Origin of the sequence: Streptomyces sp. NPDC056580, assembly GCF_042793175.1 — a bacterium.
In the GTDB taxonomy this organism is placed as follows: Bacteria; Actinomycetota; Actinomycetes; order Streptomycetales; family Streptomycetaceae; genus Streptomyces.
The window spans coordinates 82,058-99,817 of the sequence record NZ_JBHTVE010000019.1 but is presented as its reverse complement, the minus strand read 5'-3'; the positions used below and the strand labels follow the sequence as shown (position 1 = coordinate 99,817).

The 17,760-nt window shown below is 68.8% G+C and carries 16 protein-coding genes and 4 pseudogenes; 9 read left to right on the top strand and 11 right to left on the bottom strand.

The genetic code is table 11. The features are described from left to right. Positions 1-179 precede the first annotated feature (179 nt). Positions 180-719 (top strand): annotated as a pseudogene (locus tag ACFQ9Z_RS33940) (PAS domain-containing protein); the annotation flags it as partial. A gap of 270 nt (positions 720-989) precedes the next feature. After that, positions 990-1,142: a hypothetical protein gene (locus ACFQ9Z_RS33935; RefSeq protein ID WP_383028893.1), complete on the top strand. Its 153-nt coding sequence runs from the start codon at positions 990-992 to the stop codon at positions 1,140-1,142. A gap of 517 nt (positions 1,143-1,659) precedes the next feature. On the opposite strand, the pseudogene ACFQ9Z_RS33930 reads toward ACFQ9Z_RS33935, so the two are convergent. Further along, a pseudogene (locus ACFQ9Z_RS33930) lies at positions 1,660-2,052 on the bottom strand (Hsp20/alpha crystallin family protein). Between the two features lie 292 nt (positions 2,053-2,344). Between ACFQ9Z_RS33930 and ACFQ9Z_RS33925 the strand changes: the two are divergent. The 3 genes from ACFQ9Z_RS33925 (at position 2,345) to ACFQ9Z_RS33915 (ending at position 7,545) form a co-directional block, all read left to right on the top strand. Further along, a complete protein-coding gene (locus tag ACFQ9Z_RS33925) occupies positions 2,345-2,665 on the top strand; it encodes a hypothetical protein (protein WP_383028890.1) in 321 nt (106 codons plus the stop codon). 564 nt (positions 2,666-3,229) lie between these two features. Continuing rightward, positions 3,230-6,211 (top strand): DEAD/DEAH box helicase, encoded by a 2,982-nt coding sequence (locus ACFQ9Z_RS33920; RefSeq protein WP_383029017.1) that lies wholly within the window; start codon positions 3,230-3,232, stop codon positions 6,209-6,211. Further along, positions 6,208-7,545, top strand: a complete 1,338-nt coding sequence (locus tag ACFQ9Z_RS33915) for an SWIM zinc finger family protein (protein WP_383028887.1) — start codon at positions 6,208-6,210, stop codon at positions 7,543-7,545. The genes ACFQ9Z_RS33920 and ACFQ9Z_RS33915 overlap by 4 nt, the downstream gene beginning before the upstream one ends. 163 nt (positions 7,546-7,708) lie before the next feature. Here ACFQ9Z_RS33915 and ACFQ9Z_RS33910 read toward each other — a convergent pair whose 3' ends face one another. The 4 genes and pseudogenes from ACFQ9Z_RS33910 to ACFQ9Z_RS33895 form a co-directional block, all read right to left on the bottom strand. After that, on the bottom strand, positions 7,709-8,116 hold the full coding sequence (locus ACFQ9Z_RS33910; RefSeq protein ID WP_383028882.1) for a DUF4265 domain-containing protein: 408 nt from the start codon (positions 8,114-8,116) through the stop codon (positions 7,709-7,711). 80 nt (positions 8,117-8,196) lie between these two features. Further along, positions 8,197-8,406, bottom strand: a pseudogene (locus tag ACFQ9Z_RS33905) (transposase); the annotation flags it as partial. A gap of 182 nt (positions 8,407-8,588) precedes the next feature. Next, positions 8,589-9,839 (bottom strand): ATP-binding protein, encoded by a 1,251-nt coding sequence (locus ACFQ9Z_RS33900; RefSeq protein ID WP_383028879.1) that lies wholly within the window; start codon positions 9,837-9,839, stop codon positions 8,589-8,591. Between the two features lie 39 nt (positions 9,840-9,878). Further along, positions 9,879-11,108 carry an RNA-guided endonuclease InsQ/TnpB family protein gene (locus tag ACFQ9Z_RS33895; protein ID WP_383028874.1) on the bottom strand — a complete coding sequence of 410 codons (1,230 nt, stop codon included), beginning with the start codon at positions 11,106-11,108 and terminating at the stop codon, positions 9,879-9,881. Between the two features lie 799 nt (positions 11,109-11,907). Here ACFQ9Z_RS33895 and ACFQ9Z_RS33890 point away from each other — a divergent pair. Further along, positions 11,908-12,366 (top strand): hypothetical protein, encoded by a 459-nt coding sequence (locus ACFQ9Z_RS33890; protein ID WP_383028869.1) that lies wholly within the window; start codon positions 11,908-11,910, stop codon positions 12,364-12,366. Here ACFQ9Z_RS33890 and ACFQ9Z_RS33885 read toward each other — a convergent pair. Then, a complete protein-coding gene (locus ACFQ9Z_RS33885; protein WP_383028866.1) occupies positions 12,282-13,181 on the bottom strand; it encodes a phosphotransferase family protein in 900 nt (299 codons plus the stop codon). The two genes, ACFQ9Z_RS33890 and ACFQ9Z_RS33885, sit on opposite strands and share 85 nt — an antisense overlap. Positions 13,182-13,469: 288 nt before the next feature. On the opposite strand from ACFQ9Z_RS33885, the gene ACFQ9Z_RS33880 reads away from it, so the two are divergent. Beyond that, the gene (locus ACFQ9Z_RS33880; RefSeq protein ID WP_383028863.1) at positions 13,470-13,664 is read left to right on the top strand and encodes a hypothetical protein; all 195 of its coding nucleotides are present in this window, start codon (positions 13,470-13,472) and stop codon (positions 13,662-13,664) included. 417 nt (positions 13,665-14,081) lie between these two features. Here the strand turns inward: ACFQ9Z_RS33880 and ACFQ9Z_RS33875 are convergent, their stop codons facing one another. Then, positions 14,082-14,282: a hypothetical protein gene (locus tag ACFQ9Z_RS33875; RefSeq protein ID WP_383028858.1), complete on the bottom strand. Its 201-nt coding sequence runs from the start codon at positions 14,280-14,282 to the stop codon at positions 14,082-14,084. Between the two features lie 94 nt (positions 14,283-14,376). Between ACFQ9Z_RS33875 and ACFQ9Z_RS33870 the strand changes: the two genes are divergently transcribed. Both ACFQ9Z_RS33870 and ACFQ9Z_RS33865 read left to right on the top strand, forming a co-directional pair. Further along, entirely contained in the window at positions 14,377-14,862 is a 486-nt protein-coding gene (locus ACFQ9Z_RS33870) for a helix-turn-helix domain-containing protein (protein ID WP_383028853.1), read from the top strand. Between the two features lie 274 nt (positions 14,863-15,136). Next, positions 15,137-15,927 (top strand): annotated as a pseudogene (locus ACFQ9Z_RS33865) (RNA-guided endonuclease InsQ/TnpB family protein); the annotation flags it as partial. Between the two features lie 286 nt (positions 15,928-16,213). Here the strand turns inward: ACFQ9Z_RS33865 and ACFQ9Z_RS33860 are convergent. The 4 genes from ACFQ9Z_RS33860 to ACFQ9Z_RS33845 all read right to left on the bottom strand — a co-directional run bounded on the left by ACFQ9Z_RS33860 (position 16,214) and on the right by ACFQ9Z_RS33845 (position 17,697). Beyond that, positions 16,214-16,405 carry a hypothetical protein gene (locus ACFQ9Z_RS33860; protein ID WP_383028849.1) on the bottom strand — a complete coding sequence of 64 codons (192 nt, stop codon included), beginning with the start codon at positions 16,403-16,405 and terminating at the stop codon, positions 16,214-16,216. 223 nt (positions 16,406-16,628) lie between these two features. Then, positions 16,629-16,805, bottom strand: a complete 177-nt coding sequence (locus ACFQ9Z_RS33855) for a hypothetical protein (RefSeq protein WP_383028844.1) — start codon at positions 16,803-16,805, stop codon at positions 16,629-16,631. 215 nt (positions 16,806-17,020) lie between these two features. Then, on the bottom strand, positions 17,021-17,416 hold the full coding sequence (locus ACFQ9Z_RS33850) for a hypothetical protein (protein ID WP_383028841.1): 396 nt from the start codon (positions 17,414-17,416) through the stop codon (positions 17,021-17,023). Next, positions 17,413-17,697, bottom strand: coding sequence for a hypothetical protein (locus ACFQ9Z_RS33845; protein ID WP_383028838.1), 285 nt, complete (start codon positions 17,695-17,697; stop codon positions 17,413-17,415). Before ACFQ9Z_RS33845 ends, ACFQ9Z_RS33850 begins: the two co-directional genes overlap by 4 nt. Between the last annotated feature and the right edge of the window lie 63 nt (positions 17,698-17,760).

Here is a 17,760-nt window from a genome sequence, read left to right as displayed (position 1 = left end):
GAGCGGCGCATGCCTCCCTGGCGCGCGCCGGGGGGCAAGGGCCGGTATGCCTGCACAAGGGGTAGCCGGGAAAAGAACCCAGGGCAGGACAGTACGCAGGGTCCGGGTGCGCAGCGGGCGGCACGGCCGACGATCATGAAGGAGGCACACGCGTGGCGGAGCCTGAGCGGACCGAGAGCTTGGATCAGCGATCCCGTGGGGCGGCTGACACCACTGTGGGCGGGGCGCTGGCCGCCTCGGCGCGGGGGCGTACTTGGTGGACGAGAGGGGGTGCATCATCGCGGTCAACGCCCGAGCCAAGCAACTGCTGACCCGGCCCGCTGAGGACCTCGTCGGCCGTGACGCGCACGATCTGCTGCATCGCGATGCCCACGGCCAGCCGATGCCGACCAGCCGATGCAGCATGCGGCAGGCCTTCCACGCCGGACGCACCGCCTAGGCCGAGGTTCGACGTGATCACGGAGCGGGACGAGGTGTGGCGCGCCGCCGTGGTCCATGCCGACGTCGACACGCCGGTGCATCACGAAGAGAAGGTCCGATGCCCCCGGTGCCGGAAGAATCCCCGATGCCGCTGCCAGAGCGCTGCGCGGTGTTGCTTCCACATTTGCCGGTCCCAAGGCCTACCAGCACCCGATTCCGGCATCGCGGTCGAACAGCGCCGCCTGTTCGAGGCCACCGGCATACGCTCCGCGGCCATCGTCCCCCTCCGCAGCGCCCGGGACGCAGTCCGGCACGACAGATTCCCAGCGGTCGACCCACTCGTCCCCGTGATCTGATCCGGACGGGTGCTTGCCCGCCTCCGGGGGCGGGCGGGCACCCGTCCGCTCAGCTCTCAGTCCTAACCGATCATTGACCGGCACGCGCTCAGGCGCTTCATGGCCTGCACAGGGAGGGGTCGTGGTCGGCGTCGGTGTGAGCTGCGGCATTGTCACCCCCGGCATCCGGACCCACCATGGCCGGACCAGGAACGTCAAGGGAAGCAGCTCCACATGGGTGATCATGTGCATGTGCGGCTCAGCCTAGGGCTGAGCGTGTCCGAGATCGGGGAACTGATCGAGCACTCCCGCTGCCGGTGCGGGGCTACCTTCACCAGGGTGTTCGACGCCGACGGCGGGGAGCCGGAGCGTCCGTCCCGCTCGTGACTCACCGGCACGCGGCACAGGCAATCCCCCCACAATGACTGTCAGCCGTGCGCGCCGGTGATGGGCTGAACAGGGGGCGGTCTTCAGCCGTCGGGGCCGCCTGTTTCCCGGTGCCGCTGAGACGATGGTGTTGAGCCGTACTTGAATCTTGGAGGGTCCCCGTATACATGCGGACCCGCGGCTGCTGGTGCTTGCCAGCGACCACGTCATTTGCCGCACGCAGTTGCGAGCTCCGTCCGAAATGCTCCGGGTGCGACATCTCTGCCTGTGCAGCGACTGCACGGCTTCCAACTGCACCGATACCCTTCGGGCTCCTCACCCCCCTCAGCGAACACCAGCCGGGCTGTGGCCCTGCATGGCTGGGCTTCGGCGCGGTCAGGGGGGCCTTACCTTCCCGCGCCGTCATGTCCGACGGCTGGTTAGGCCCACGAGAGGCCAGGGACGGCGCCAGGGCCCCGGAGTGTACCGAGGTCCTGAAGCAGGGGTGTGCGGCGCTGTGGCGTCAGCCGTCCAATTCCTAGCGGTCGCCGCCGCCGCTGATGGCGACCTTGCGGGGCTTGGCCTGCTCCGCGACCGGGATGCGCAGCTTCAGCACACCGGCCTCTCAGGAGGCCTCGATCTTGTCGGTGTCGAGGGTCTCGCCGAGGAACAGCCGCCGGCTGAACGTCCCCGCGGGCCGCTCGGTGACCACAGTTTCGGTGTTCTCGCCGGACGCCTGCTTGCGTACGGCCTTCACCGTCAGGACGTTGCGCTCGACATCGAGGTCGATGGACTCCGGGTCCACGCCCGGCAGGTCCAGCTCCACGAAGAGCGTCTCACCCTCACGCCAGGCGTCCAACGGCATGCCCGTCGGGTGTGCGGCAGTGTCCCAGACCCTCTCGACGCCGGAAGTTGACAACTGTCGACTCAACTTTTTGCCTCTTTCGGTGGCTGCCGCAACCGAGCCGCGTCGGCCTCCACATCGGGGGTGGCAACAGCCAGGCGAGCGCAGGAGGCGTCGCGACCGAAGGTCGTCACCACGAGCACCGGACACTGGGCCCGCAGGGCGACAAAGCCCCGGCCACGGGGTGTGACGAGGGGAACAGCGTCATTGTCAACGTTGTGCGGCGTGACCCCTTCTGTGCTCAGCATGTCCCCTGACTGGCCGGCAGAGGTGCAACCGGTCGGACCGCGGTGAAATCCTGGAATTCATAGCGGGAGACGTGGCGGGAGACGGGACCGTGTGGTTCTGGGACTCGGCGACGGGCGGACGTCTGGCCAGCGTGGACATCCCGTTCGCCGCCGGCTCCCACGCCACCTCCTTGGGAACTGGGTGGCAGAGCAGCATCGCCTACTCCGACGACGGCAAGCAATTGTGGTCAGCCACCGAAGGCGGGGAGCTGCTCTCCTGGGACATGACGACCGACTCGTGGATCAAGGAGCTGTGTGGTCGGGTCAGCCGTCAACTCAGTCCGTCGGAGCGCTCCAGGTACCTCACGTCGGTCTCCGGCGACTACCAGGCGTGCGCCCCATCGGACGGCTGATCCGGCCCGAGCCCACACCAGCCGAGCCGGTCCCGTGCTCCAGGGCAACGCAACGCCGATGCAAGGGTGTTCCGGAGACCTGAAATAGCCAACGCCCATCGCTACGGCCCTCCCCTCGACGGCCGTGATGGCGAGGTCTGCGCGGTCCACTCGTGTCCGCCGACCGGGCCTCTACGAGCGCACGCCGCACGCCTCCGGGACGCGGTCGTGCGCCAACGCCATGGCGCCCATGCGCTGACCGATTGTTGGCCTGCGGTTTGCGCCCGCTGCCCAAGATCTCGCGAGCCTCCTCCAGGAGCGCAACCGGGTCGACGTCGTGGATTGCGGGCCCCAGCGCCCGCGTGCCGTTGCGCTGATCCTCGTAGAGCGCCGTCAGTGACTTCGAGCCGGTCACGCTCGGCGATCCGGAAGTGTAGATCAGAGCCGAATGAATCGGTCGTTGACACGAGCGCCCACCACGGGCCGATAGCATTCCGCCGTACAGGTTGTGGATGCGCGATGACAACGCGTGAAGGTGCGTCACTTCAGCGCATGTCCGCGCTCCGGCTCGAAGGGCATACGATCATGGTGCGTATCCTCCAGGTCGTCGAAGTGGGTGAGCCTGCCGGGCAGCGGAAGCCGGGAGCGGTTGCGCTGGCTGTCTCAGCCGCGCTCAGCGCATGCGAAGCCGTCTTCCTGCCCGGAGATCCGGCCAGGGAAGGCCGTGTGGCGTTCTGGCGGGCGGACGGCGGCGGGCTGCCTGATTGCGATGTGGAGCTGAGGGAGCTCACCGTCGTGCGGCCGCACGGGAACGGGATTCGGCGGCGGAGGGTGAGCGCGGTGCTGCTGCCGGTCGCGCAGGCGGTGCCCGTCCTCACCCACGCTCGCGCCTTGGTGCAGAGCGGCAAAGCCACGATTTCCGCCGCGTGGTGGGGAGCAGGGGCCCTGATCGCGCTTCAACTCGTTGCGCGAGGGCGGCTGTTGCCGGGGCTGAGCCCCACGGGGTTCGACGCCTGGCGACTCGGACCGCTGGACGGCGACGACGTGAGCCGGATACACGACCTCGCGGCGGCGATGCCACCGGAGGCGCGCGCGGTGCCGTTGCCGGGCTCGTCGCCCGTAGCACTGCCCGCCGCCGAGCCACTGCTGCGGGCCTTTGTGGACGCGGTCGCGGACGGCCTGCCGCGCTCCCCGGCAGCGCGCCACCTGATGGCCGGTCCTGCCTTGGCCGCTCGGATGCCGGTGTCTATCCCCGAACAGCGTGAGTGGGCGGCCGAGGTAGCTGCTGGGATGGATGCGGGCGTGCGCGTCTCCCTGCGTCTGGAGGGAGACAGCGACGCGTGGGACGGCGCAGACTTCTGCGAGAGCGACGGCGCCGGGCCAAAGTTTCGGGCCGTGGTGCAGTTACACAGCCTCGCCGACTCCACCCTGGTGGTAGATACGGCCGAGCTGTGGGCCGGGGCTGCAGCCGCTCAGGAGCAGTTCGGCGCCCGTACCCGTATCGACGCGCTGCTGGCGCTGCGCCGTGGCGCGAAGGCATGGCCGCCGCTGTCGCGCCTGCTCTTGGCGGCCGCGCCCGACGTGCTGCAGCTCGCCGACGACGAGCTGCTGGAACTGCTCGGTGAGGCTGCGGAGCGGCTGGCTGCCGCCGGAATCCAGGTCCACCTGCCAAGGGCCCTGACGAAGGAGCTGACCGCGACCGGCCTGCTGGAGCCGCCCCGGCGCAAGAAGACGCAGTCGGATCTGGAGACCTTCCTCTCCTCCGGTCAGCTCCTTGAATTCCGCTGGCAGTTGGCGTTGGGGGGCCAGTCGCTTACCCAGGAGGAGATGGACCGCCTCATCGAGGCGCACCGCCCGGTGGTGCGGTTGCGCGACCAGTGGGTGGTGGTCGACCAGGCGCTGGTCCGCAAGGTCCGCGAGCAGCGCGGCCGCGAGCTCACCCCGATCGACGCCCTGGGCGCGGTGCTGACCGGTGCGGTAGAGATCGACGGGACGTGCGTGCCGGTCACCGCGGGCGGCGCCCTGGAGCAGTTGCGCGCGCGGATCGCCGAGCCGGAGGCGGGCCAAGACGCTGCATCGGCCTCCACCGGCCAGCCCGCCATGCTTGCAGCCACCCTGCGCGACTATCAGCTGGGGGGCCTTACCTGGCTGGATCGGATGACCTCCCTGGGCCTGGGCTGCTGTCTGGCCGATGACATGGGCCTCGGCAAAACGATCACCCTGATCTCCCTTCACCTGCGCCGTCACGAGCGATCGGCCCAAGGCCCCACCCTGGTGGTCTGTCCGACGTCGCTGCTCGGCAACTGGGAGCGTGAAGTGCAGCGCTTCGCACCCGGTATCCCCGTACGCCGCTTCCACGGTCCGGGCCGCACCCTGGAGGACCTCACACCGAACGCCTTTGTCCTCAGCACGTACGGCACGCTTCGCCGCGACGCGGCGCTCCTGGCCGACACCGCTGTGCGGTGGGGCCTGCTCGTCGCGGACGAGGCGCAGCACATCAAGAACCCGTACTCCGACACCGCGCGGGCGCTGCGCGCCGTCCCCGCCGGCGGGCGCATCGCGCTGACCGGCACTCCGGTTGAAAACAACCTCTCCGAGCTATGGGCTCTGCTCGACTGGACGACACCCGGCCTGCTCGGCACGTTCACCGCCTTCCGTGACCGCTACGCCCGTGCCGTCGAGGCCGACGGCGACCAGGAGACTGCGAACCGTCTCGCCCGCCTGGTCCGCCCCTTTCTGATGCGCCGCCGCAAGTCCGACCCGGGCATTGCCCCCGAGCTACCGCCCAAGACCGAGACCGACCGGCCTGTCTCGCTGACGAAGGAGCAGGCGTCCCTGTACGAGGCGCTGGTGCGCGAGTCGCTGGCGGCGATCGGCGAGGCGGACGGAATGGCTCGGCGCGGCCTGGTGATGAAGCTGCTCACCGGCCTCAAGCAGGTCTGCAACCACCCGGCGCAGTACCTGAAGGAGAAGAACACGAAGCTCGCCGACCGCTCCGGCAAACTGGAGCTGCTCGACGAATTGGTGGATGCGATCGTGGCCGAGGGCGGCTCGGTGCTCGTCTTCACCCAGTACGTCGAGATGGGCCGGCTGCTGAAGCGGCATCTCGCAGACCGCGGCATCGCGGCGCAGTTCCTGCACGGCCAAACGCCGGTGAAGCAGCGCGAGGAGATGGTCGAACGGTTCCAGCGCGGCGATCGGCCAGTCTTCCTGCTCTCCCTCAAGGCCGCCGGCACCGGCCTCAACCTGACCCGCGCCGGCCACGTCATCCACTTCGACCGCTGGTGGAACCCGGCGGTCGAAGACCAGGCCACCGACCGCGCGCACCGCATGGGCCAGACCCAGCCGGTGCAGGTGCACCGCCTGATCGCGGAGGGGACGGTCGAGGATCGGATCGCGCAGATGCTCAAGCAGAAGAAGGGGCTCGCGGACGCTGTGCTGAGCCATGGCGAGGTGGCACTCACCGAACTCTCCGACGCCGAACTGGCCGAACTGGTAACGATGCGCCACGACACCACGCCTTGGAGCACAGACCGTCTGCGCACTGCGAGGGGAAGCCGCAAGTGAGCCCGCGCCCGACGCAGCCCAAGCAGCGGGCCCAAGGGCAGCTCGCCCGCACTTTCCCGCCCTTCCCTCCGGCTCCCGGCCGCCGAGGCGGTTTCGTCTCGGCCTGGTGGGGCCAGGCGTGGGTGTCGGCGCTGGAGGAGTGCTCGCTCGATTCCGGCCGCCTCACCCGCGGTCGCACCTACGCGCGGCGCGGATCCGTGGGTGAGATGACCGTGGTCCCGGGCCGGATCAGCGCCCCGGTGCAGGGGAGCAGGCCGCGGCCCTACCGGGTGTCATTGGCGATCCCCGTCCTCAGCGACGCGGCATGGGACCGGCTCCTGGACGCGGTGGCGGCGCGCGCCGGGCACATCGCCGCACTGCTGGACCGCGACATGCCAACCGAGCTGGTCAAGGACACGCTGAAGGCCGGCGTACGGCTGCTACCGTCCGCCAACGACCTTCAGCCGTCCTGCTCCTGCCCCGACTGGGGCTACCCGTGCAAGCACGGCGCCGCGCTGTGCTACCAGGTCGCACGCCTGCTGGACGAAGATCCTTTCGTACTGCTGTTGATGCGCGGCCGCGGCGAACAGCAGCTGCTGGACGAGCTCGCCCGCCGCAACGCCGCCCGTGCGGCATCGCAGGCGGCAGCCTCGGCGTCAGTGTCGGTTCCGTCCCCGCGCGCTTTCTCCCCGCCCTCAGGTACACCGGCCCGGGAGGCCTTCGCGGCGCGCGCCGACCTGCCACCGCTGCCCGGACCGCCGCCCCTGCCCGAACGCGCCGGGTACCCGCCCGTCTTCGAGGCGTCCCGGCCCGCCGAACCAGGCATCGACCCGGATGCGCTTCAAACCCTGGCCGCTGACGCAGCCGAGCGCGCCCGTCGCCAACTCGCCGCCGCGCTGGCGAACGACACACCACCGAATCCATCTGACCTCACGGAGTGGCAGGACGCTGTGCGCATCGCCGCCGAGCACCCACAGACAGAGGTCTTCGCCCGGATCGCCGAGAGCACCGGCCGCCCGCTGATCGACCTCGCCCAGGCGGTACGGGCCTGGAGCTACGACGGCACGGCCGCACTTGCGGTCCTGGAGGACCCCTGGACCCCGGACCCATCCGTACTCACCCGCACCCGAGCCTCACTCGCCGAGGACTGGGCGGACGGACCGCCTCCCCAACTGCGCAGGTGGCGCAACCGCTTCACCGTCGTCGGCCGCGACCGCCAACTGCGCTACGGCCGCGACGGCCGCTGGTACCCGTACGGGAAAGAGGACGGCGCCTGGTGGCCTATCGGCCAACCCGACCCTGACCCCGCCACGGCCCTCGCAGCGCTACTCATACTCCAAGATCGCCGCTCGTGACCATAACGCCACCCCACGGGGCTCCGATCTTCGTCATGCTCCCCGACGCCCATGAAGTCCGCGGACGGCTGCATGCCCGCCGACAGGTGAAGGATGGCTCTACCAGGTAGGAGTCCTGGTGTGGCAGAACGGCACAAACGGCTTAGAACTCCTATCGGAATGCTCAGGAGTCGATCTCCCAGTGGAGAGCGCCCATTTGAGCGGATACCTCCAGGATCTTCACGAGTGCTGCTGTCGGATCCGTGCCCGGCGGGAGGTCCACCGCGAGGTAGGTCCCCTGTAGCCATTCGTGGGGCAAGCCGGCCTCAACGGTGCTGCCGTGCAGGAGCTCGTGCAGCTGGTCCCGATCTGGGTGATCAATGACGAGAGCGACCCGGAGTGTCCGGTGGCCGGATTTCTCCAGCACGCCGGTTACCAGGTGGTCGCTGTCTACGGTCACTACATCGCGATAGCAGATGCCGTAGGTGAAGAAAGGCAGACAGGCCACCTCGAACCGGTCAGGCGCGAGCTGCCGGGTCCAAAGCTGCTCGCGCCAGCCGTCCTCCCGATCCGACAGACCAGCGTGGATCATGTAGTTGCTGGGACCCCGGCCGATCGGGTCCTCGTGCGTGATGATGGTGATGTGGTGCCTCCTGGAGCCAGATCCCGACCTCAAGATCCTGCACCAGCCGCCTCAACCGGAACCAGGCGGGGCGAGTTCAGGCGTCGCCAACAGATGAGAGCGCATCCGAGGATGAGGAATGCCTCGTGGATGTCATCGCGGATCTCCTAGCGGATCCGCAGGCGGCGGAACCAGTGCAGGTGGGCAAACGCGCGCTCCACAACCCAGCGTTGGGTGCCGAGCCCGGAGCCATTTTCGGCGCACCGACGGCCGGGCGGCAGCCTCCCAGCGCCGGCCGGCCGCGTCGACCGGCCATGCGCAACGCACTTCCCAGAGAGTCGTGGCAACCGTCTACTTTGACGTCCTCTCCCCCCTGAACTAATGGGCAGCGGTTGGAGCCGGAGAAGCCTCGTCCTGACCCAGGTCGATGAGCGGCGGCCCACTACGTCGCGCGAGGAACTCCTCTTCCGTGGCGTTCCCGTCCGGTGAGGCGGGCGACGAACACGCTGCGGCCGTCGGTTGCCTCTTGTGTCTGGATGCACAGGCTGATCTCGACCAGTCCGCCGTCGTGGTGAAGGGCCGGCATGGTCACCGGGCAGCCGAGGATGTGCGGCTCTCCGGTGAGCAGTAGGGACGTGAAGGCGGCGATGTGGCGTTCGCGCAGGTGTTCCGGGATGATCGCGGTGATCCGTTGTCCGATGAGGTCGCCCGGTTGCCAGCCCAGGAGGTCTGCTGCTGCCGCGTTCGCGGCGATGATCCTGTTGCCGTCGTCGGCGGCGATGGTCGGGGTGCTGCTGGCCTGCAGACGACCGGGGTCCCAGGAAGCCAGCTCGGGGGGCGTGGTGCTTGGCTCGCGGGGGGCCGCGGTCCAGGCGGTCGGGTCTTGTCCGCCGAGCTGGCCAGTTATCTGGCCGAGGAGCCAGCGGGTGGCGGCGCGGATCTGCGGCAGGGCCGGCCGGGTCAGCAGCCGTCCCTGGCTGGCCGCTTCGTTGGCTGCGTCGAGCATCCGGTCCAGGGTGAGTATGGCTTCCTGGGCGTCGGCAGGCATCTGCACGTGTACTGTGCGCAGGTCCCCGCGGATATGAGGCTCGGACACGGGGGCCAGACGTGCACTGACGAGGTGGTTGGTGTCGTGCGCGGTCAGCAGGTCTTCCAGCGGGAGAGAAGGCAGGTCGCCCGCGGACGCGGCCAGCAGGGATTCACGCAGCAGTGCTTCGCGGTGCTGCTGGGCCGCCGCGTGCAGCGCTCCGGGCAGATCGACGAGCTCCACGGTCACCGTCGCGCCAAGAGGCGCAGCAGGGAGGCTCCAGCCCGAGGACGGCGGCTCGGGGATGTCGCGCCACAATTCGAACCAGACCGTCTTGCGGTCCTCGCCGAGAAGGACACCGTGGCTGGAGGCCAGCTGCTCAACCATGGCCAGGCCTCTGCCCGTGGCGGCATACGCGGTGCCGCCGGTGGGGCGCACCAGGACGCGGTTCGGTTTCTGATCACTGACGTGGACGTGCACCCTTCCGCCCGAAGTCCAGGCCCGCACTTCCACCTCGGTGTGCGCGTGCATCACCGCGTTGGTCACCAATTCGCTGACCAGCAGCTGCGCAGTGTCCACCACGTCCGAGGCCACGCCGTCCAGTACGTTGCCCAGGAACCGTCGGGCCACTGCGGCACTCTGCGGCCGCGGTGGCAACCGGCGCACCGGCGCACCTGCTGGACCAGGCTTGACATCCTCGCCCACCTAAAGGAGGGCGATTCCCGTCTGCCGCACCGTTGTCGGGTGCGGCTCCGGGCGGGTTCCCGCTTCGCCGCGCTGTGCGGGGACGGGTCCCCGTCTTACCTGCGCTCCACGGGCTGACACGACCAATCCGGCCGCCTTGGCGACGTTGACCGCCGCGTTGATGTCCCTGTCCAGGACGGCCCCGCATGCACCGCAGGCCCACACGCGCACGTGTAGGGGCTTGGGGCCGTCCTTGACGCCGCACCGCGAGCACACCTGAGAGGTCGGCTCGAACCGGCCGATCTTCACGAAGGTGCGCCCGTACCGGGCGGCCTTGTACTCCAGCATGCCCACGAACGCCGACCATCCGGCGTCGTGCACGGACTTGGCCAGACGTGTGCGGGCGAGCCCTTTCACCGCCAGGTCCTCCACCGCGACCGCTTGGTTTTCGCGGATCAGCTTCGTGGAGAGCTGGTGGTGGAACTCGCGGCGCGCGTCCGCGACCCGCGCGTGCGCGCGGGCGACCTTGACCCTGGCCTTGTTGCGGTTGCTGGAGCCCTTGACCTTGCGGGACAGCTCCCGCTGCGCCTTCTTCAGGCGCTTCTCGGCCCGGCGCAGGAAGCGCGGGCTGTCGATCTTCCGGCCGTCGGAGAGGACCGCGAAGTGCCCGAGCCCGAGGTCGATGCCCACTTCGGGCGTCGTCTCCGGCAGGATTTCCTCCGAGCCGGTCTCGACGACGAAGCTCGCGAAGTACCGGCCGGCCGAGTCCTTGACCACGCTCACCGTGGACGGCGTCGAGGGCAGCGTCCGCGACCACTTCACCTTGAGATCGCCGATCTTCGGCAGGCGCAACTTCTGCCCGGGAGTGATGGACCAGCGGGCGTTCGCGGTGAACCGGACGGCCTGCCGGCTGTCCTTGCGGGACTTGTACCGGGGAGCGCCCATACGCGGGCGCTTGCCCTTCAGGGCATCGAAGAAGTTCCGGTACGCCGCATCCAGGTCCCTCAGGGACTGCTGCAGAACGACCGCCGACACCTCGCCCAGCCACGCCCGCTCGGGCCGCTTCTTGGCGTCGGTGATGAGCGTCTTCGACAGATCCCCGGTCTTCGGCAACGCCAGCCCCTGGCTGCGGGCGGTCTCCCGAGCCCTGAGGGCATCGTTGTAGACCACCCGCGCACACCCGAACGCCCTCGCCAACGCCATACGCTGACCGGCACTCGGGTACAAGCGGAAGCTGTACCGAAGCTGCACGCGGCCCATGATATTCCCGCCGAAGGACGCCGTGACCAGGCTGGTGAACTCCCCTCAAGGGCGTGCCCTCCCGCAGGCTCCGCCAGGCGTTTCCCGACCTCGTCCGTCACAACTGGCGGACGCAACGCCCTTTAATCCGGCCCGTACTTCGCCGGGTCGGCCGGCGGCGCGCCACTCAGCATCCTGAAGCAGTACATCGAGCAGCAAGAATCGGCCGCTGTGACGCTGGTCGAGGTGACCAGTGCGGATCCGTGCCCATAGCTGAGGTCAGAGCAGGCTAAAGATTCGCTTCACCACCGGGCTGAAGCCCGGTGCACTGCGAATAGACCCGGTAGCCATACCACCAGTCTGCCCCCCCGGCCCTCGCTTGCGCCCGATCTACACGACCTGATGACCTGCACGACGACCGGGAGCTTCCCACCAGTGCATGCCTTACCGCCCCTGGCATTCCACCCTTCAGGGCGACCAGAGCGGCACAGGGCGCGGCAGCCAGGCGGGGCTGTGCCGAACTCCTTGTGCGGCTGTCGCCCGAGGCGAGCCAGGCTGCGGGACGAGCTGGGCCATGTGGCGGAGAGTGCGGTCGATGCGTCCACGGCGGCGGCCCGGCGGGGCTGAGGACTGCGCAGAATCGGCCGGGTGGTCGGGCTGGCCCACGAGAAGGTGCGGTCCCGCATCGGCCGTTCGACGGGGAGAGGACGGGCGTGAACGACTTCGAACGGTTCCGGTCGGCCATCGCCGACGACGGCCACACGATCCGCAGATCTACGCACCACGCGTCTGCGATGGCCTCGCTTACTCCATGTCGACTTACGCCATGCCTCTCGTCGTGCTGGCCATCACCGGCTCCGCGTCCCTGACGGGCCTGGCCTTCGCACTGGAGTGGATACCTCGGGTGGCCGCGTTCGGCTTCGCGGGCGCCCTGGTGGACCGCAGTGGCGCGGCGATCGTGTCCTTCCTCGCCTCGCTCGCCCGCGCCCTGTTGGTGGCGGGCGCCGCTGCCGCGCTGAGCGCGCTGCCGCCGGGTACGGTCGAGACCGTCACCGTCATTGCACTGGCCGCCGTGAGGGGGGTGCTGACGCAGTTCAGCTTCATCGCGAACGAGGCGGTCGGCGCCGTCGTCAGCCGCCGCACCGACAGGCAGGCCCACAAGGTGCAGTATCAATTGGTGGGTGCTCACTCTGACTGCGTCGGGAACAGCCATTTCAGGGCGGCAAGGCCCTTGTCGAGGTATTTATGGTGCCCTGTTTCAATTCCGTAGGCCATGTCCTCCAAGACGCTACACCTGGCGTAGAAGGCGGCTCGGGCATCGATCTCACGCTGGCCGGCTGGGTAGTTGTGCAGGGCCAGGCGGGCAGCGTCGGGACCCAGGTCGCGGTAGAGGAGGCCGAAGTCATAGGCCGGATCGACGATCGCGGCATCGCTCCAGTCGATGACGCCGGTTACTGTGCAGCTGACCGGGTCGATGAGAACGTGCTCGATTCCCAGGTCGTTGTGGGAGAACACCAGTGTGTGTCCGTCAGCCGGCGGTGGCGTGTCGAGGAACGCCTCCACGGCCGGGCGGTGCACTTTGGGCACCCTTGAGGCCAGGGCGGCGTAGGTCTCCGCGGCCTCACGTAGCCACAGTTCCTTCGGCTGGTCATCAGTGTCCACCAGCTCCGCCATCTGATCGAGCGGAACGCCGTGCAGGGCCGTGAGCAGTTCGCCGAGCACGGCGGCGATCGAGGTGCCGTAAATCGATCGTTGTGGCAAAGGCAGGTCGATCAGCGGCAGACCGGGAAGTTTGAAGTAGGCCAGGCAGCCCTGCTCGGCAACCGTGAAGACCGGCTCGGGGATGGGCAGCGGAGAGATGCTGGCGACAGCGGCAAGCAACCCGGCCTCGTCGTTCACCTTCGCTGCCCGGACTTGCGCATCGGGCTCCATGATGAATCGTAGGATCAGCTCGCCATTGACCTCATAGGCGGTGTTGTCCTCACCCTCCCCCAAGTGGACCACGGAGTCGATCCGGTAGGCGGGCAGATGCGTGGCCACGACGCCACAGACATCTCCGGCACGATCACGGCCCTTGCCCCCCATGCCACGACCTTACTGTAGTGGTCAGCTCCGTAAGTCCTTCGAGGGTTGACTGCGGAGGCGGGGTGTGTCAGCTTAACGGCCTTCTCGGCAGTGGGTATCTTTCCTGCCCTGGGTCTTCTCGAGTCTCGATGATCTGTATTTTCCCTGCTCAGGGAAGTGCTCGTGCGCCTGGTGGCCGCGTTCGGGGGCCTTGGAGCGCAGAGAACCTCACTCACCGTCGGCTTGGCAGCGGCTCAGTCATCGGAGTGCTGCCTTTGCCCTTCCCCGCCGGTGCTTGTCCTGGCCTTCGTGGTCCTGGTCGTCATCGCGTTCCCGCGCGGGCGGCACGGTGACGGCTGGATTGACATCCTCGCCCATCTGAAGGAGGGCGATTCCCGTCTGCCGCACCGTTGTCGGGTGCGGCTCCGGGCGGGTTCCCGCTTCGCCGCGCTGTGCGGGGATTCAGCAAGCTTCTCTATTTCGCCGGCAAAACAGTGCGGCTAGCGGACGGCCCTGAGCCGCTCATCCTCGACCGCGTCCTGGCCCTGCGCTTGTGGTCCCTGGCCGCAGCGGTCAGCCGGGAAGTGGGCCACGACCTTGACGGCTCGATCACCGCCTGAGTCTGGAGGGACCAGGACTGGTCACCCCACCCAGGTCTCCCTCTCGTTCATGCACGCCGCCGCCCATCAGACGGCGTCCACCGACGGCTGGCCGTCCGACACCTCGCCCGACCTGCTTGAGTACGCACTGTTCAGCACCGCGTGGTGAGTATCGGGGCCGGCAGGCCTGCCGCACTGCCGAATCGGCAGAGGCCGAAGAAGCAGCCGCTCCGGCCCGCGGCCCGTGCGCCCGGCGCGCAAAGCCAGTACGCCGGGCGCCGTCTGCCAGCCTGGAGTGCCACGCATAGTGCGGCGAGCTGACTCACCCCAGGAACTGGGCAAGGGCTCCCGTGACGGCGGCGGCGAGGGTGAGGACGGCGGCGAAAGTCGTGGCCGCACGCATGAGGACTGTGGGGTACGTGGCACCGTCGAGGCGGGCAAGGGTGCCCGCCGCTGCTGCGACGAGAAGCGCGAACACGACGACAAGGGCGGCGGTGAGCAGGACGACGGCAATGCGGTTCACGGCAATCTCCCCGTAGTGGGGTTGGGACGTTGACGTGACCGAAGGTCGCGGAAACCGTGTGCGCCGTGCTCCGATCGGAAAATGATGAACACCGTTGAACACACGCAGGGTCGGTGGTCATGTGGGCGGGGAATTCGATGAGCGTGAGGCGGCGCTCACCGAGCTGCGCAAGCGGCTGGACGACGCGCTGGCCGACGCGGGGCTGACCAAAGTTCAGCTCGCCGCCCGGACGGGACGGTCGCGCTCGACCCTCCAGGAGGCCTTCAAGGACGGCGGCCGTATTCCGTCCGCCGCGACGGTGGCGGCGCTGGCCGGCAAGCTGGGTCTGTCGAGCGAACAGACGCGGGAACTGCTTCAGCTGCGCCGGGCCGCGGCAGACGAGACGGATCCCGTGCTTGTGCGGGATAAAGGGCTCGGCAATCCGATCGAGCAGTGGGATCCCCACGATCTGGAAGTTCATCCTGCAGGAACCACCGCCGTCGGAGTCAACTTGGGCGCCCGGGCGCAGCAGGCGCTGCCCGACTACCGGGTCTATTCGCAGTGCACCGGGCTTCAGCCCGGTGGTGAAGCGAATCTTTAGCCTGCTCTGACCTCAGCTATGGGCACGGATGTGCGCTGTTCACCTCAGCCCAGCTCAGAGCGGCTGGTTCTGCTGGTCGATGTACTGCTTCAAGATGCTGAGCGGCGTGCCGCCGACCGACCCGGCGAAGTACGGGCCGGATTAAGGGGCGTTGCGCCTACCAATAGTGACGGCCGAGATCGGGGAACGCCTGGCGGAGCCTGCGGGAGGGCACGCCCTTGCAGGAGTTCACAGCCTGGTCACGGCGGCCTTCGGCGGGACTATCATGGGCCGCGTGCAGCTTCGGTACAGCTTCCGCTTGTACCCGAACACCGGTCAGCGTATGGCGTTCGGGTGTGCGCGGGTCGTCTACAACGACGCTCTCAGGGCCCGGGAGACCGCCCGCAGCCAGGGGCCGGCGTTCCCGAAGACCGCGGACCTTTCGAAGCAGCTCATCACCGACGCCAAGCAGACGCCCGAGCGGGCGTGGCTCGGCGAGGTGTCGGCGGTCGTCCTGCAGCAGGCCCTGCGCGACCTGGATGCGGCGTACCGGAACTTCTTCGACGCCCTGAAGGGCAAGCGCCCGCGCGTGGGCGCGCCCCGGTACAAGTCTCGCAAGGACACCCGGCAGGCCGTCCGCTTCACCGCGAACGCCCGCTGGTCCATCACCCCCGGGCAGAAGCTGCCCCTGCCGAAGATCGGCGACCTCAAGGTGAAGTGGTCGCGGACGCTGCCCTCGACGCCGTCCACGGTGAGCGTGGTCAAGGACTCGGCCGGCCGGTACTTCGCATCCTTCGTGGTGGAGACCGGCCCGTGTGAGGTGCTGCCGCAGGTGACGTCCGAACTGGGCATCGATCTCGGGCTGGGGCACTTCGCGGTCCTCTCGGACGGAACGAAGGTCGCAGCCCGCGTTTCCTGCGCCCGGCCGAGAAGCGCTTGAAGACGCAGCGCGCCCTCTCACGCAAGGAGAAAGGCAGCCAGAACAGGGACAAGGCCAGGATCCGCGTCGCTCGGGCACACGCCCGGGTGGCGGACGCGCGCCGGGAGTTCCACCACCCGCTCTCCACGAAGCTGATCCGCGAGAACTGTGAGAATCAGGGCGCTCGCAGGTTCGGGAGCGTGACGTCGGGCTGCGGGTGATCGTTAATACGGCGTCGCGTCGTCGCGCGACCGTGAGCGCCCGGCCCTATTGACCCTGTGCGGCGCCGGGCCCTCACCGCTGCCCGCGCAGGAAGGCCGGGCAGGCTTGGACGATCTCGCATACGCGTGAGGGCCACGCATCCGCCGCGGCCGGTAAACCGGCGGGCAGCGGGCCACACCGCCCGTGCGTGCGGTCTCATGCCGTCGGGATGGCGGAACCTCGCCCGGCCGGTCAGCGCTGCCAGGTGTTCCGGCGCCACGCTCGCCCGCTGCTCCAGCCAGGGCCGCTTGGCGCAGGCAGATCAGGCCGGTGACGCCGGCGGCGGCGCAGACGCGACAACAGAGCGACGAGACCGAAGATCGCGCCGAGTATCAGCGCGACGTACAGGAACACGAAAAGCCCAATGATCACGAAGATGAGCATCCAGACTCCCCAGCCACCGCTGAACCACCACATCCCGTCCACCACCCTCGGCCACCGCCACCTCGGCCCGCCCCCTCTAACCAGAGTAGGCCGGTGACCGACCGCGACTCTTGCGGGACGGGCGCGGCTGACCCGTAGGGGTCGGCGCCCGCCGTCGCCGGCGGAGCGGCGCGGCGCGGGCGGCCGGGCGCTTGGCCTCTCAGAACGTTGTGACGGTCGGGGTCTACCGGAATCCGGCGTGGTGTGCGGGCACCATCGTGTTCGGGCCGACGCGGATGTAGAACTCCGGATACTCCAAGCGCGTCCGGTTGCGGTAGGCGTACATCTGGCCCCCGCTCAAGACTTCGATATCGAGGATCGTCTTGCCGTCGTGGCCGATCCGGGGCAGATTGAGGACCATGGCCGCACCCGACGAAGGCGCGGCGTTCGTGGAGTTGATGCAGTCGCAGACCGGTAGCGGCCCGTGTATGGACGCCTACCGCACCGGCGAGGCCCGCAGCGTCCCGGCCATCTCCGCCGAGGGAGCGCTGGCCGCAGCTGGTCACCGCGGTGATGGAGGCCGGTTACCGGCCCCTGCCCCCCTTGCACCACGTCGGCCGGGAGGAAGATGCCGGCTCAGTGGAAGCCGAGCATGCCGGGGGTGTCGATGCCGATGGCGAGGATGCCGGGCGGGTAGCGGTCTTCGTCGTCGGTCAGGAGGATAGGCATTCCGTCAGTGCCGGTGCGGCGAAGTGCGGTGTAAAGGGCGTGGCAGGTGTCCATGCCGCCGTAGCCGTCGCGGAACATGGTGCCTACGGCCGGCGCGTCTATCTGCCCCAGTACCTCGACGTCGGTGCACGGGTACCCCAGGACGGCGCGGGCGGCTCCGACGTGGCCGGCTTCGGCCTGAGCCAGGCACAGAGCGGGAACGAGGAGCCGGTCACCGCTGGCGGTGACGTTGACGGCGAGCCCATTGAGCGCCTTGTGCCCCGTCGCCAGTGCGGTCACGGCGCCGGTGTCGAGAATGATCACGCGGCGTCCCTGCCGGGCATTACGAGGAGCTTCTCGGCCGCGATCCGCCGCAGGTTGCCCAGTACGTCGAGAGTGGCGAACTCATCGTCGGTGATATCGACGCCGATCACCTCGCGCGCATGTGCGCGAGCGGCCGCCACCTGCTCGGCCCGCTGCGCTGCGGTGGGCTCTGCGGCGGCAAGTGCGTCGACGAGCTGGCCGATGCTCAATCCGCGCTCTTCGGCGAGTTCGGCGAGGTGGTCACGGGTCTGCTTCGTCACCTGGATCGTCGTATTTGCCATAGTGAGACTATAGCAGCTCTATAAACGACCGGAGCATAGACCAGTCTGCGGCTGCTTGCGGAT

What these genes read in the sequence shown, in the direction of transcription:
- ACFQ9Z_RS33910 (WP_383028882.1), bottom strand. Translation starts at nt 8,116, where the DNA reads ATGATCCACGCTGGTCTGTCGGATCGGGAGGACGGCTGGCGCGAGCAG.
- ACFQ9Z_RS33845 (WP_383028838.1), bottom strand. Translation starts at nt 17,697, where the DNA reads ATGGCAAATACGACGATCCAGGTGACGAAGCAGACCCGTGACCACCTC.
- ACFQ9Z_RS33885 (WP_383028866.1), bottom strand. Translation starts at nt 13,181, where the DNA reads ATGGGGGGCAAGGGCCGTGATCGTGCCGGAGATGTCTGTGGCGTCGTG.
- ACFQ9Z_RS33920 (WP_383029017.1), top strand. Translation starts at nt 3,230, where the DNA reads ATGGTGCGTATCCTCCAGGTCGTCGAAGTGGGTGAGCCTGCCGGGCAG.
- ACFQ9Z_RS33935 (WP_383028893.1), top strand. Translation starts at nt 990, where the DNA reads ATGGGTGATCATGTGCATGTGCGGCTCAGCCTAGGGCTGAGCGTGTCC.
- ACFQ9Z_RS33855 (WP_383028844.1), bottom strand. Translation starts at nt 16,805, where the DNA reads ATGGTCCTCAATCTGCCCCGGATCGGCCACGACGGCAAGACGATCCTC.
- ACFQ9Z_RS33860 (WP_383028849.1), bottom strand. Translation starts at nt 16,405, where the DNA reads ATGCTCATCTTCGTGATCATTGGGCTTTTCGTGTTCCTGTACGTCGCG.
- ACFQ9Z_RS33890 (WP_383028869.1), top strand. Translation starts at nt 11,908, where the DNA reads ATGTCGACTTACGCCATGCCTCTCGTCGTGCTGGCCATCACCGGCTCC.